The sequence below is a fragment of the Pseudomonas sp. JL23 genome, from assembly GCF_056933585.1.
Genome location: NZ_CM167795.1, coordinates 2,064,328 through 2,077,416 on the forward strand (window position 1 = coordinate 2,064,328; position 13,089 = coordinate 2,077,416).

The window sequence follows — 13,089 nt, forward strand, 5'->3', positions numbered from 1 at the left end:
CACATGCCAAAGACAGCGCTGTCTTTGCCGCTCACGCCTTTAAAACTATGAGGCGCTTGCCACTTGGGACTCTTTCCACCAATCGGCCGCCTGCACGCCCAGGGTCTCGATGGACACTTTTGCATCGACTTTGACCACAAGGGTATTGGGCTCCCCATTGGGCGGTTGCAGCGTAGCAAACTGGCTGTCCACCAGGCTGGCGGGCATGAAATGACCAGGACGATGCTGAATGCGATCGATGGCCAGTTCCTTGGTCAGTTCCAGGAAGACAAAACCCAGACCCGGTACGGCAGCGCGCAGGCGGTCACGGTAGATTTTCTTCAGGGCGGAGCAGGTCAGGATCGGCAGTTCGCCATTGGCCACGGCCTTGGCCAGTTCTTCACCCAGGGTGTCGAGCCAGCCGGAGCGGTCTTCGTCATCAAGGGGGATGCCGGCGCTCATCTTGTCGATGTTGGCCTGCGGGTGAAAGGCGTCGCCTTCGATCAGGCGGCCACCGGTGTGCTTGGCAATGGCTGCGCCGACAACGCTTTTACCGCAGCCGGCAACGCCCATCACAACCAGGGCGGGTATAGCAGTCTTGGAAGTTGTCACAGTTTGCACCTCTCTGGAGACAGCGCTGTCTTCACTGCATGGCAGCAAGATCAGCCCAAGCCGTTCCAGTCGTTGTCATTGTTTTGGTACGTCCTTGCACGACTCCGGATTGTCACCAAGCCGGTCAAAATCGTTGTCATGGTCCATAAGACAGCGCTACCTTAGAGTTCATTAGCCTGTTTTGGCAAGTACAATGCTGCTCTTTACTCTAGTTGGATATGCATGACTCGCATGGGTTCCCGTTCTACCGGCCGTCCGACGCTCAATGAAGTAGCGCGGCTTGCGGCTGTTTCTCCTATTACTGCATCGCGTGCCTTACGTGGCGTCACCACGGTGGCGCCGGAGCTGGTCGAGAAAGTGCGCGCGGCTGCACTTAGTCTGGGCTACGTCGCCAACCCGGCGGCGCGAGCCCTGGCTTCGTCCCATAGCCAGACCGTAGTGGTGCTGGTGCCATCGTTGTCCAACCAACTGTTTATCGAGACCCTTGAGGCGATCCAGAATGTGCTGCGCACTCGCGGCCTGGAAGTGGTCATCGGTAACTACCACTACTCGCCGGTAGAAGAAGAGAATCTGCTGCGCAACCATCTGGTCAATAGACCCCGAGGCCTGTTGCTGACCGGGTTTGATCACACCCCCGCTTTGCGTCAGTTGCTCGCCGCCAGCGGTATTCCCTGCGTGCATATGATGGAACTGGACCCGGCGCGGGGCGCCTATTGCGTTGGTTTCTCCCAGGAGCAGGCCGGTGCCCAGGCTGCTCGTCATCTGCTCGACAGTGGCCGTCGGCGTCTGGCCTATGTTGCGGCCCAGCTCGATCCCCGGGTGATACGACGCGGAAACGGTTTTCGCGAGGTATTACAGGCGGTAGGGCTTTATGACCCGGCACTGGAAGTGATGGTGCCGCAGCCTTCCTCTATCGGCCTGGGCGGAGAGTTGTTCGCCCGCCTGCTAGAGCAGCATCCTGACGTCGACGGGGTGTTCTTCTGTAACGACGACCTGGCCCAGGGCGCGTCTCTTGAGGCGTTACGCCGGGGTATTGCGATTCCTCGGCAGGTGTCCCTGGTGGGCTTCAACGATTTGCCAGGCTCTGCCCACATGATCCCGCGCCTGACCTCCATCCGCACGCCGCGTGAAGAAGTCGGCCAGCGTGCTGCGCAACTGCTGCTCGGGCTGATCGATGGTGTGCCTCAGGAGTCGGAAGTGGATCTGGGGTTTGAGCTGGTGGTTCGCGAGAGCTCGTAAAGCGGATAGGAGCGGGTTTGGTGGGACCGGGTTTAGCCGGGTAGCGTTCATTGAGGCGATAAAGCTATGCCGGTCATGCCGTCGCTTTCCCGGCTAAAGCCGGTCCCACAGGTGTTTTTGCCCCGCGTGAACTCAAAGCGCCTCCTCAACCAACTCGATCCAATGCCGCACCGGCGTGCGTCCGGCCCCGCCCAGGTGGGTCTGGCAGCCGATATTGGCGGTCGCAATGATCTCGGGCCGGCCACCCTCCAGCGCATTCATTTTGTTATCGCGCAATTGTCGGGAGAGCTGCGGTTGGGTAATCGAGTAAGTTCCCGCCGAACCGCAGCATAGATGGCTGTCGGGCACCTCGGTCAGGTTGAAACCCAGTCGGGTCAGCACCTGCTCGACAGCGCCGCCAAGCTTCTGCGCGTGCTGCAAGGTGCAGGGGCAGTGCACGGCCAATCGCAGTTCGCCACGAGCAGTGAGGTCTTCCAATGGCTCATCGCGCAGCACTTCCACCAGATCCTTGCTCAGTGCGCTGATACGGGCGGCTTTGGCGGCATAGGCCGGGTCGGCCTCAAACAAATGACCGTAGTCCTTGATAAAGGCCCCGCAGCCGCTGGCGGTCTGGATAATGGCCTCGACAGCGCTGCTCTCGATATGCGGCCACCAGGCATCGATGGTGCGACGGGCGCGGTCGAGGCCGGCCTGTTGCGCATTGAGGTGATAGTCCAGAGCACCGCAGCAACCGGCTTCGCGGACCGGCGTGACGCTGATGCCCAGGCGATCCAGCACCCGGGCCGTCGCCGCGTTGGTATTGGGTGACAGCGCCGCCTGCACGCAACCTTCGAGGAGCAAAACCCGACGGGCATGACGCGGCGCGGGCCGGGGTTTGGCCTTCGTTATCACAACGGGCAGTTCATCGCGCAAACGCTCGGGCAGCAGCGGGCGCAGCGCCTGGCCCAGACGACTCAAGGGCTTGAACAGCGCCGGATTGGGCAATAGGACCCGCAAGCCACTGCGCAACAGGCGTTGGCCCAGAGGCCGGGGGACTGCGCTCTCCATGGCCGCCCGACCGATATCCAGCAGGTTGTGATAATCGACGCCGGACGGGCAGGTGGTCTCGCAATTGCGACAGCTCAGGCAGCGGTCCAGATGCAGCTGGGTGGCCGCAGTGGCAGGCTGGCCCTCGAGCACTTGCTTGATCAGGTAGATGCGCCCGCGCGGGCCGTCCAGTTCATCACCGAGCAACTGATAAGTCGGGCAAGTGGCGTTGCAGAAGCCGCAGTGCACGCAACTGCGCAGGATACGCTCGGCCTCTTCGGCGCGCGGCAGTTGGTGGGCGAGGTCGCTCAGGTTGGTCTGCATGGTTCAGATCTCCGCGTACATACGGCCCGGATTGAACAGGCCGTGTGGATCGAGCCGAGCCTTGAGCTGGCGCTGATAGTGCAACAGTGCGGGCGGCAGGGGCTGGAAGGGGCTGTCGTGCAAGCCATGGCTGTAGCAGGTGGCATGCCCGCCCGCAGCGGCGGCAAGGGCCTGAATGGTGGAGCCGTCGGCAGTAGACTTCAGCCAGCGTTGGGCACCACCCCAATCGATCAGTTGTGCTCCGGGCAGCTCCAGCATGCCAATAGCCTGGGGCAGTGACAGGCGCCAGAGCGGCAGGCCATCGCCGAAAAACTCCAGGCGCTGTTCATTCAAATCCTGCCAGTAGGCCGGGTCGATAAGCTCGCCGCCGAGGCGTTCATGGGCCGCAGCCACCGAGCCTTCGCCGCCTTCCAGACGCAGGCGCAACAGTTTGCCGTCATGGCTGGCGGCACTGATCGGCAGCGGTTGGCGCCCCCATTCCCGCAAGCGGGCCAAGGCCTGAGCCCCGTCCATTTCCAGGGCGACGCTGCTGCACAACCGCGGCTTGGGCAGGACCTTGAGCGAGACTTCGGTCAACAGGCCCAGGCAGCCAAAGCTGCCGGTGAGCAGGCGCGACAGGTCGTATCCGGCGACGTTTTTCATCACCTGGCCGCCGAAGTGCAGGTGTTTGCCCAGGCCGGTAATGACCCGCGTACCCAGGACGAAATCCCGCACCGACCCGGCCCAGGGCCGCCGTGGGCCGCTCAACCCGGCTGCGACCATGCCGCCCACGGTGGCGTCACTGAAGGTCGGCGGCTCACACGGCAGCATTTGCCCGGCGGCATCGAGCACTGCGCACAGTTCGCTTAACGGCGTACCGGCCCGTGCGGTGATCACCAGCTCGCTCGGCTCATAACTGACAATGCCGCGATGGCTACGGGTATCCAGCACTTCGCCAGCGACCTCACGGCCAAGAAATGCCTTGCTGTTACCGCCCTGGATGCGCAGGGGCGTGGCGTTTTCCAGGGCGTCACTGACCTGCTGCAAGAGCTGCTGGCTGGCGTCGAAGTCGGTCATCAGAAACGCTCCAGTTCCGGGAAGGGCAACTGGCCCTGATGGATATGCATGGCGCCGAATTCGGCGCAGCGGTGCAGGGTCGGGATGTTCTTGCCGGGGTTTAGCAGGCCGAGGGGGTCGAAGGCGGCCTTGACCGCATGGAACAGGGTCAACTCGTCGCTGTTGAACTGGGCGCACATCTGATTGATCTTCTCCCGTCCAATACCGTGTTCGCCGCTGATACTGCCGCCGACCGCGACGCACAGTTCGAGGATCTTGCCGCCCAGGGCTTCGGCGCGCTCCAGCTCGCCAGGCTGGTTGGCATCGAACAGGATCAGCGGATGCATATTGCCGTCACCGGCATGGAACACATTGGCCACGCGCAGGCCGTATTCCCGACCCAGCTCGGCAATGCCATTGAGCACCGTCGGCAAGGCCCGGCGCGGGATGCTGCCGTCCATGCAGTAATAATCCGGCGACAGGCGCCCGACTGCCGGGAAGGCATTCTTGCGCCCGGCCCAGAAGCGCACGCGCTCGGCCTCGTCCCTGGCCTGGCGCAACTCGGTCGCTCCGGCCTCGGTCAGTACTGCGCGCACCCGCTCACAATCGGCGTGCACATCGGCTTCGACGCCATCGAGCTCACATAACAGGATGGCCTCGGCATCGACCGGGTAACCGGCGTGGATAAAGTCTTCGGCGGCGCGAATCGCCAGGTTGTCCATCATTTCCAGGCCGCCCGGAATGATCCCGGCGGCAATGATCTCGGCCACCGCGCGCCCGGCGTTTTCCACGTTGTCGAAAGCCGCCAGCAACACCTTGGCGACCTGGGGCTTGGGCAGCAGCTTGACCGTGACTTCGGTGATGATGCCGAGCAGGCCTTCGGAGCCGGTGAACAGCGCCAGCAGGTCGAAGCCGGGGCTGTCCAGCGCGTCGGAGCCCAGGCTCAGGTGCTCGCCTTCGATGGTGAGAACGTCGACCTTGAGCAGGTTGTGCACGGTCAGGCCGTACTTGAGGCAGTGCACGCCACCGGCATTTTCCGCGACATTGCCGCCAATGGAGCAGGCGATCTGCGACGACGGGTCCGGCGCGTAATACAGGCCGTAGGGCGCAGCGGCCTGGGAAATTGCCAGGTTGCGCACGCCCGGCTGGACCCGTGCCAGGCGCGCGTCCGGGTCGATATGCAGGATCTGATTGAAACGTGCCATGACCAGCAGCACGCCTTTCTCCAGCGGCAGAGCGCCGCCGGACAACCCCGTGCCAGCGCCGCGAGCCACCACTGGCACTCGACGCTGATGACAAAGCCTGAGCAGCACCTGCACTTCTTCCATATGCCGGGGCAGGGCCACCAGCATGGGCGTGGTGCGATAGGCGGACAGGCCGTCGCATTCGTAAGGCCGCAGTTCCTCTGGGCTGGCGAGAATTTCCAGGGCGGGCAGATGCTGACGCAGGTCATCAAGGAGCTGCTGTTTATCGACGTCCGGCAGTACGCCGTCCAGTTGTTCGTCGTAGAGAATATTCATCGCGGGCGGCTGACCCTGTGTTGTTCTTATGGGGTGCAGCATAGCTGGCCCTAATCCTGTGGGACCGGCTTTAGCCGGGAATACGCCTTCCGGCTAAAGCCGGTCCCACAGATATCACCCATTCAAAGGACTGTGTGTTGCTTGACACCGCCCAGCCAATCCCGCAACTTACGTATTGCGTAAACGGTTTACGATAAAAACAACAAGCGCTCAAGCAGGCACGATCCATGGACCTCTTCACCTATTACCGCTCAACCTCCAGTTATCGCGTGCGCATCGCTTTGGCCCTCAAAGGCCTCGACTACCAGGCGATCCCGGTCAATCTGCTTCGTGACGGCGGCGAACAGCTCAAGCCCGAATACCGGGCGATCAATCCTCAGGCTCGGGTGCCGAGCCTGCGCACCGAGGCGGGCAGGGTGATCACCCAGTCACCGGCGATCATCGAATACCTGGAAGAGCGTTACCCCGAAGTGGCCCTGCTGTCGTCCGACCTGATCGTGCGGGCGTCCCAGCGTGCGGTGGCGGCGCTGATCGGTTGTGATATCCATCCCCTGCACAATGTCGCGGTGCTCAATCGCCTGCGCGGCATGGGCCATGACGAAACCGAAGTGACCGCCTGGATTGCTCACTGGATCCGCGAAGGCTTCAATGCCGTCGAGCAACTGATCGGTGATGACAGCTGGTGTTTTGGTGCGTCGCCCAGTGTCGCTGACGTTTATCTGTTGCCCCAGTTGTATGCGGCCCGCCGTTTCAATGTCGAACTGAGCGGCTATCCGCGCATCCTGCGGGTCGAGCAATTGGCTGCGGACCACCTTGCCTTCCAGCAAGCCCATCCGGATGCACAATCCGACAAGCCGGCGTAGTCTCTGTCTTATGAAAAGTTTTGGTCTGCAACTGATCTTCGGTGATTTCCTCGCCCGCAGCGTGCGAGGGATTCCCTGTGCGCCGCCCGCAGGAATGTGAGTTTCGCCACCGCGCTTTCCCACTTTCCTGCAAGGAGCCAGACCATGGCTGATCTATACGAAAACCCGATGGGCCTGATGGGTTTCGAGTTCATCGAATTCGCCTCGCCGACCCCCAATACCCTTGAGCCCGTATTCGAAATAATGGGCTTTACCAAGGTTGCGACCCACCGTTCCAAGAACGTCAGCCTGTATCGCCAGGGCGCGATCAATATCATCCTCAATAACGAACCCCACAGCATCGCGTCCTACTTTGCCGCCGAGCACGGTCCTTCGGTATGCGGCATGGCATTCCGCGTCAAGGACTCGCAAAAAGCCTACAACCGGGCGCTGGAGCTGGGTGCACAACCGATCGAAATCGCCACTGGGCCGATGGAACTGCGCCTGCCGGCGATCAAGGGCATTGGCGGCGCGCCGCTGTACCTGATCGACCGCTTTGGTGAAGGCACCTCGATCTACGATATCGATTTCAATTTCATCGAAGGCGTTGACCGTCATCCGGTCGGTGCGGGCCTGAAATTCATCGATCACCTGACCCATAACGTCTATCGCGGCCGCATGGCCTATTGGGCGAACTTCTACGAGAAGCTGTTCAACTTCCGCGAGATTCGCTACTTCGATATCAAGGGCGAATACACCGGCCTGACCTCCAAGGCCATGACTGCGCCGGACGGCATGATCCGCATCCCGTTGAACGAGGAGTCGTCCAAGGGCGCGGGGCAGATCGAGGAGTTCCTCATGCAGTTCAACGGCGAAGGCATCCAGCACGTGGCCTTCTTCACCGACGACCTGATCAAGAGCTGGGACGCCCTCAAGGGCATGGGCATGCGCTTCATGACCGCGCCGCCGGAAACCTATTACGAAATGCTCGAAGGCCGCCTGCCCAACCACGGTGAGCCGGAGGCGGAACTTAAAAGCCGCGGCATCCTGCTTGACGGCTCATCTGACAGCGGCGAACGTCGGCTGCTTCTGCAGATTTTCTCGGAAACCCTGATGGGGCCGGTGTTCTTCGAATTTATCCAGCGCAAGGGCGATGACGGTTTTGGCGAGGGTAATTTCAAGGCGCTGTTCGAATCCATCGAACGGGATCAGGTGCGGCGTGGGGTGTTGGCGGCGGATTAAAGCCAACCCTTTCAGCCACCACACACCTCTTTAGATGAAGCGGGTTTCTGTGGGACCGGCTTTAGCCGGGAAGGCTCAGGCAGGATCGATACATTTGCATTGCCTGGCGCATTGTCTTCCCGGCTGAAGCCGGTCCCACCGTGGGCCTGTGTTTACTGGGTGCCACCCATCCGCGCACTGATCACCTGCGCCGTCGCCCGCAATCGCTGGGCGGCATCGTTCTGGCGAGCGTCGGTAAATACCGACGCCGAGCCCACTACCGTAATCACCCCGGCCAGCTTGCGGCCCATGCTGAACAGCGGCGACGACACGGCATTGACTCCGGCCATCAGCAGTCCGTGAATCTGATGCACGCCGTTTGTGCGGATATCCTCGCGGTGCTGCTCGATGTCCTTGAGTTGCGTAGCTGTCAGCACAGCCGACTCGATGTCGCGCAGGCCGCCCGTCTCGTGGGCGCCGAGGAAGGTGTCGAACACCAGCCCGGTGGATGAGCCCAACAGCGGCAATACCGAACCGACCTGGGTCACCAGAGTGACGGCACCGCTGGACGGCTCGACATAGACCACGGTCGGCCCCTTGTTGCCCCACACCGCCAGGAAGCAGGTTTCATTGAGTTCGTCGCGCAGGGCGGCCAGGTGCGGAGCGGTGATTTTCAGCACGTCCAGATGGCCCAGTGCGGCCAGGCCGACATACAACGCCTCGCGGCCCAGCCCGTAATGATTGGTCACCGCGTCCTGCTCGGCGAAACCGCTGGCGATCAACGCCTGCAGATAGCGGTGCACCTTGCTCGCGGGCATGTCGACGTGCTCGGCCAGTTTCGACAGCGAGGTCGAGGGCGCAAGTTCCGCCAGCGCTTTGAGAATGCCTACGCCGACCTCGGCGGACTGAACCTTTTGCTGGCGCGGGCCAGGGGAGAGAGCGATGTCGTCGGTCATGAAGAACGGTGCGCCGGTCTGGAAAGGCTGCTTTATAGCTTGACCCGCTTTCAAACTCAAATTACGTTATTCGTAATCTGTTTACGGTAAATGCAATTTCATCTGGAAAATAACAAGAGGTCGAGATGTTCTGTCATCTATCCAGCGACTCGCCGAATGCCCAAATCAGTTACCAGAGCGGCTTCGGTAATCAGTTCAGCAGCGAGGCCCTTGCCGGTGCCTTGCCCCAGGGCCAGAACTCGCCACAGCGTCATCCGCTTGGGCTGTATGCCGAGCAGTTTTCCGGCACCGCCTTCACCGTGCCGCGCAGCGAAGCGCGGCGCACCTGGCTGTATCGCATCACACCGTCAGCCGCGCACCCGCAGTATCAACCCTTGGACCGGCAGATCGTCGGGATGGAGCAGGGGCCGATCACGCCCAATCGGCTGCGCTGGAACGCCTTCGATATTCCCGCCGAACCCACGGATTTTGTCGATGGCCTGCTCGCCCTGGCGGCTACCTCGGCGGCGGATCAGGCCGATGGCGTCAGCGTCTATGTGTATCGGGCCAATGCCTCGATGCAACGGGCGTTTTTCAACGCCGATGGTGAGTGGCTGATCGTGCCGCAGCTGGGGCGCCTGAGGATCATCACCGAGCTGGGCCTACTGGATATCGCCCCGCAGGAAATTGCCGTGCTGCCCCGCGGCCTGAAATTCAGCATCCAGTTGCTCGATGCCACGGCCAGGGGCTATGTCTGCGAAAACCATGGCTGCGCCCTGCGTTTGCCGGATCTGGGGCCCATCGGCAGCAATGGCCTGGCCAATCCCCGGGATTTCCTGGCGCCGGTTGCCTGCTTCGAGAACCGCGCGGAACCGGTGATGCTGGTACAGAAATTTCTCGGTGAGCTGTGGGAAACCCGCCTCGAGCATTCGCCCTTTGACGTGGTGGCCTGGCACGGCAATAACGTGCCCTACAAGTACGACCTGCGCCGGTTCAACACCCTCGGCACGGTCAGCTACGATCATCCTGATCCGTCGATTTTTACCGTGCTGACCTCACCCGGCGCCGTTCATGGTCAGGCCAACGTCGACTTCGTGATCTTCCCGCCGCGCTGGATGGTGGCGGAAAACACCTTCCGCCCGCCCTGGTTCCACCGCAACCTGATGAACGAATTCATGGGCCTGATCGACGGCGCCTACGACGCCAAGGCCGAGGGCTTCATGCCCGGTGGCGCCTCGCTGCACAACTGCATGAGTGCCCATGGCCCGGACAACGCCACGGCAGAAAAGGCCATGGCGGTGGAACTGGCGCCGCACAAGATCGAGCAGACCATGGCCTTCATGTTCGAGACCGGCAAGGTGCTGCGTCCCAGCCGCCACGCCCTGAGCTGCGGGCAACTGCAAACCGACTACGATGCCTGCTGGAATGGCATGGCGAGAACTTTCAAGGAATCCGCGTTATGAGTCAGATTTTTCCGCGCAGCTGGGTGGCTTCGGCCAACGGCCATCCCGACTTTCCGCTGCAGAACCTGCCCCATGGCGTGTTCAGCCGGGGCGACCTTGGCCCAAGGGGCGGGGTGGCAATCGGCGAGATGATCTTCGATCTGCAAGCGGCCCTGGCCCATGATCTGTTTACCGATGAAGCACGTACCGCAGCCGAAGCTGCGGGCGCCGATCATCTCAACGGCTTCTTTGCACTCGGCGCGGCACACCGCCAGGCTTTGCGCCGGGAATTGCTGGCGCTGTTCGACGAGGCCAGCCCGCACTTCGAGCGCTTGCTGGCCCTGAGCCCAGGTCTACTGCATCCCATGGACGAATGCCGCCTGCACCTGCCCGCGCAGGTCGGCGACTACACCGACTTCTACGTCGGCATCCATCACGCTACCAATGTCGGCAAGCTGTTCCGCCCGGACAATCCCCTGCTGCCCAACTACAAGTACGTGCCTATCGGCTATCACGGTCGCGCCTCGACCCTGCGCCCAAGTGGCACTGAGGTGAAACGCCCCTTTGGCCAGACCCTGGCGCCGGGCCGGGAAGTGCCGGATTTCGGCCCCTGCAAGCGCTTGGACTACGAGCTGGAAATGGGCGTGTGGATCGGTCCCGGCAACCCCGATGGCCAGCCTATCGTGATCGGCGAGGCGGCCAGCCATATCGCCGGTTTCTGCCTGCTCAACGACTGGTCGGCCCGGGACCTGCAAGCCTGGGAGTACCAGCCGCTGGGGCCGTTTCTATCGAAGAGTTTCGCCACGACGCTGTCGGCCTGGGTGGTGACTCCCGAGGCACTGGCGCCGTTTCGTCGCGCGCAGCCGCCGCGTCCGGACGGTGACCCGCAGCCGCTGCCTTACCTCTTTGATGCGGCAGACCAGGAGGGCGGGGCGCTGGATATCGAGCTGGAAGTGCTGCTGCAGACCGAACAGATGCGCGCGAAGGACCTGCCGCCACAGCGCCTGTCCTTGAGCAATACGCTGAATATGTATTGGACGGCGGCGCAACTGGTGGCCCATCACAGCGTCAATGGCTGCGTGCTGCAACCGGGCGACTTGTTCGGTACTGGTACCCTGTCAGGCCCGCAAGCGGGGCAGCATGGCAGCCTGCTGGAGATGACCGAAGGCGGCAAACAGGTGGTCGAACTGGCCAGCGGCGAAAGCCGACGCTTTCTGGAGCATGGTGACGAAGTGATCCTGCGCGCGCGCTGCAAGGGCGATGGGCAGGTCTCCATTGGGTTTGGTGAGTGTCGCGGGCGGATTGTCGGTTGATCAATTGATACGGGCACAGGACTGATGTGGGACCGGCTTCAGCCGGGAAGAGGCAGGTATGGGCGATACACCTCTATCGGCTTTCCTATTGTCTTCCCGGCTGAAGCCGGTCCCACAAGTCATCATTCGACGATGACCCTCCTTAGCCAAACCCCTCGCGCAACGACCCCGACCGGGGCAGAAACCGCCCTTGCCGCTCGCCCCGGGCCTGGCCATCGGCATAGCTCAGGTGGCCATTGACCCACACCGCCTCAATCCCTGCCGCTGCACGCTTGGGCTGTTTGAAGTCGGCGATATCGATCACCCGTTCGGCGTCGAACAGCACCAGGTCGGCATGGAAACCCTCACGAATCAGCCCCCGCTCATGCAGGCCGAAGCGGGCTGCCGACAGGCCGGTCATCTTGTGCACGGCGCGGTGCAGGGGGAACAGGCCCTTGTCCCGACTGAAGTGTCCCAGGACCCGTGGAAACGCGCCCCATAGCCGGGGATGGGGAAACGGATCTTCCGGCAGACCATCGGAGCCGATCATGCTCAGAGGATGGCTGAGGATGCGTTCGACGTCCTGTTCGTCCATGCCGTAGTACACCGCGCCGGCCGGTTGCAGTTGGCGCGCGGCGTCGATCAGGGGCAGTTGCCAGTCGGCGGCGATTTCCTGCAGATCGCGGCCGCTCTGTTCAGGATGCGGAGTCGACCAAGTGATGGTGATGCGGAAGGCATCGGTGACTTGCTTGAGGTCCAGGGTCGAGGAGCTGGCGGCGTAGGGGTAGCAATCGCAACCCACCGGGTGACTCTGCGCGGCCTTTTCCAGAGACGCGAGCAATTGCGGGCTACGGCCCCAGTTACCGGCACCGGCACATTTGAGGTGGGAAATGATCACTGGTGCCCTGGCATGGCGACCAATGCCGAAGGCTTCATCCATGGCGTCCAGCACCGGCTCGAACTCGCTGCGCAGGTGGGTGGTGTAGACGGCCCCGAAGGCGCCCAGTTCTTCGGCCAGTTGCGCCACCTCCGTGGTCTCGGCAGAGAAGGCCGAGGCGTAGGCCAGCCCGGTGGACAGGCCCAGGGCACCCTCTTTCAGGCTGTCGCGCAGTTGCTCGCGCATGGCGGCAATTTCGTCAGGGCTGGCACTGCGCAACAGGTCATCCAGATGATTGTTGCGCAGGGCGGTATGGCCCACCAGCGCCGCGACATTCACTGCCGGGCGCGCCTCGTCGACGGCATCGCGATAGTCACGAAAGCGCGGGTAGACAAAATGCTGTTGCGCGCCGAGCAGGTTCATCGGGTCCGGCGGCGCACCCTTGAGGCTGACCGGCGAGGCGCTGATGCCGCAGTTGCCGACGATCACCGTGGTTACGCCCTGGCTGATCTTGGCGAGCATGTCGGGCTGGCGGATCACCACCGTGTCGTCATGGGTGTGCACATCGATAAAGCCCGGCGCCAGGACCCGGCCCGCCGCGTTGACTTCCTCGGTTGCCGACGCATCGTCGAGGCTGCCGATGCGCTGGATGCGGCCGTCATGAATCGCCACGTCGGCGTGAAAGCCCGGCGTGTCGCTGCCATCGATCACCAGTGCGTCGCGAATGATCAGGTCATAAAGCATG

At 62.5% G+C, this 13,089-nt stretch carries 11 protein-coding genes; 5 read left to right on the forward strand and 6 right to left on the reverse strand.

Translation table 11 applies throughout. The features are described 5' to 3' along the window. Positions 1-45: 45 nt before the first annotated feature. Positions 46-552 carry a gluconokinase gene (locus AC1Z24_RS09715; RefSeq protein WP_483746582.1) on the reverse strand — a complete coding sequence of 169 codons (507 nt, stop codon included), beginning with the start codon at positions 550-552 and terminating at the stop codon, positions 46-48. Positions 553-813: 261 nt separating this feature from the next. On the opposite strand from AC1Z24_RS09715, the gene gntR reads away from it, so the two are divergent. Then, complete coding sequence (gntR, locus tag AC1Z24_RS09720) at positions 814-1,830, forward strand: HTH-type transcriptional regulator GntR (protein ID WP_483745448.1); 1,017 nt, start codon at positions 814-816, stop codon at positions 1,828-1,830. 132 nt (positions 1,831-1,962) lie between these two features. Here gntR and glcF read toward each other — a convergent pair whose 3' ends face one another. The 3 genes from glcF to glcD are packed head-to-tail and all read right to left on the reverse strand — an operon-like array spanning position 1,963 to position 5,735. After that, a complete protein-coding gene (glcF, locus tag AC1Z24_RS09725; protein WP_483745449.1) occupies positions 1,963-3,180 on the reverse strand; it encodes a glycolate oxidase subunit GlcF in 1,218 nt (405 codons plus the stop codon). A 3-nt stretch (positions 3,181-3,183) separates the two neighbouring features. Continuing rightward, entirely contained in the window at positions 3,184-4,236 is a 1,053-nt protein-coding gene (gene glcE / locus AC1Z24_RS09730; protein ID WP_483745450.1) for a glycolate oxidase subunit GlcE, read from the reverse strand. Continuing rightward, positions 4,236-5,735, reverse strand: coding sequence for a glycolate oxidase subunit GlcD (gene glcD, locus AC1Z24_RS09735; RefSeq protein ID WP_483745451.1), 1,500 nt, complete (start codon positions 5,733-5,735; stop codon positions 4,236-4,238). The genes glcE and glcD overlap by 1 nt, the downstream gene beginning before the upstream one ends. A gap of 227 nt (positions 5,736-5,962) precedes the next feature. Here glcD and maiA point away from each other — a divergent pair, with 227 nt between their 5' ends. After that, on the forward strand, positions 5,963-6,598 hold the full coding sequence (maiA, locus tag AC1Z24_RS09740) for a maleylacetoacetate isomerase (protein WP_483745452.1): 636 nt from the start codon (positions 5,963-5,965) through the stop codon (positions 6,596-6,598). A 144-nt stretch (positions 6,599-6,742) separates the two neighbouring features. Further along, entirely contained in the window at positions 6,743-7,819 is a 1,077-nt protein-coding gene (gene hppD, locus AC1Z24_RS09745; protein ID WP_483745453.1) for a 4-hydroxyphenylpyruvate dioxygenase, read from the forward strand. A gap of 152 nt (positions 7,820-7,971) precedes the next feature. On the opposite strand, the gene AC1Z24_RS09750 is transcribed toward hppD, so the two are convergent. Next, positions 7,972-8,754: an IclR family transcriptional regulator gene (locus tag AC1Z24_RS09750; RefSeq protein ID WP_483745454.1), complete on the reverse strand. Its 783-nt coding sequence runs from the start codon at positions 8,752-8,754 to the stop codon at positions 7,972-7,974. A gap of 125 nt (positions 8,755-8,879) precedes the next feature. Between AC1Z24_RS09750 and hmgA the strand changes: the two genes are divergently transcribed. Next, the gene (hmgA, locus tag AC1Z24_RS09755; RefSeq protein WP_483745455.1) at positions 8,880-10,196 is read left to right on the forward strand and encodes a homogentisate 1,2-dioxygenase; all 1,317 of its coding nucleotides are present in this window, start codon (positions 8,880-8,882) and stop codon (positions 10,194-10,196) included. After that, positions 10,193-11,488, forward strand: a complete 1,296-nt coding sequence (gene fahA, locus AC1Z24_RS09760; protein ID WP_483745456.1) for a fumarylacetoacetase — start codon at positions 10,193-10,195, stop codon at positions 11,486-11,488. The genes hmgA and fahA overlap by 4 nt, the downstream gene beginning before the upstream one ends. Positions 11,489-11,630: 142 nt before the next feature. Here fahA and AC1Z24_RS09765 read toward each other — a convergent pair whose 3' ends face one another. Beyond that, a complete protein-coding gene (locus AC1Z24_RS09765) occupies positions 11,631-13,088 on the reverse strand; it encodes an N-acyl-D-amino-acid deacylase family protein (protein ID WP_483745457.1) in 1,458 nt (485 codons plus the stop codon). Position 13,089: the final 1 nt, after the last annotated feature.

What these genes read in the sequence shown, in the direction of transcription:
- glcD (WP_483745451.1), bottom strand. Translation starts at nt 5,735, where the DNA reads ATGAATATTCTCTACGACGAACAACTGGACGGCGTACTGCCGGACGTC.
- gntR (WP_483745448.1), top strand. Translation starts at nt 814, where the DNA reads ATGACTCGCATGGGTTCCCGTTCTACCGGCCGTCCGACGCTCAATGAA.
- hmgA (WP_483745455.1), top strand. Translation starts at nt 8,880, where the DNA reads ATGTTCTGTCATCTATCCAGCGACTCGCCGAATGCCCAAATCAGTTAC.
- fahA (WP_483745456.1), top strand. Translation starts at nt 10,193, where the DNA reads ATGAGTCAGATTTTTCCGCGCAGCTGGGTGGCTTCGGCCAACGGCCAT.
- AC1Z24_RS09750 (WP_483745454.1), bottom strand. Translation starts at nt 8,754, where the DNA reads ATGACCGACGACATCGCTCTCTCCCCTGGCCCGCGCCAGCAAAAGGTT.
- AC1Z24_RS09765 (WP_483745457.1), bottom strand. Translation starts at nt 13,088, where the DNA reads ATGCTTTATGACCTGATCATTCGCGACGCACTGGTGATCGATGGCAGC.
- maiA (WP_483745452.1), top strand. Translation starts at nt 5,963, where the DNA reads ATGGACCTCTTCACCTATTACCGCTCAACCTCCAGTTATCGCGTGCGC.
- glcF (WP_483745449.1), bottom strand. Translation starts at nt 3,180, where the DNA reads ATGCAGACCAACCTGAGCGACCTCGCCCACCAACTGCCGCGCGCCGAA.
- AC1Z24_RS09715 (WP_483746582.1), bottom strand. Translation starts at nt 552, where the DNA reads ATGGGCGTTGCCGGCTGCGGTAAAAGCGTTGTCGGCGCAGCCATTGCC.
- hppD (WP_483745453.1), top strand. Translation starts at nt 6,743, where the DNA reads ATGGCTGATCTATACGAAAACCCGATGGGCCTGATGGGTTTCGAGTTC.
- glcE (WP_483745450.1), bottom strand. Translation starts at nt 4,236, where the DNA reads ATGACCGACTTCGACGCCAGCCAGCAGCTCTTGCAGCAGGTCAGTGAC.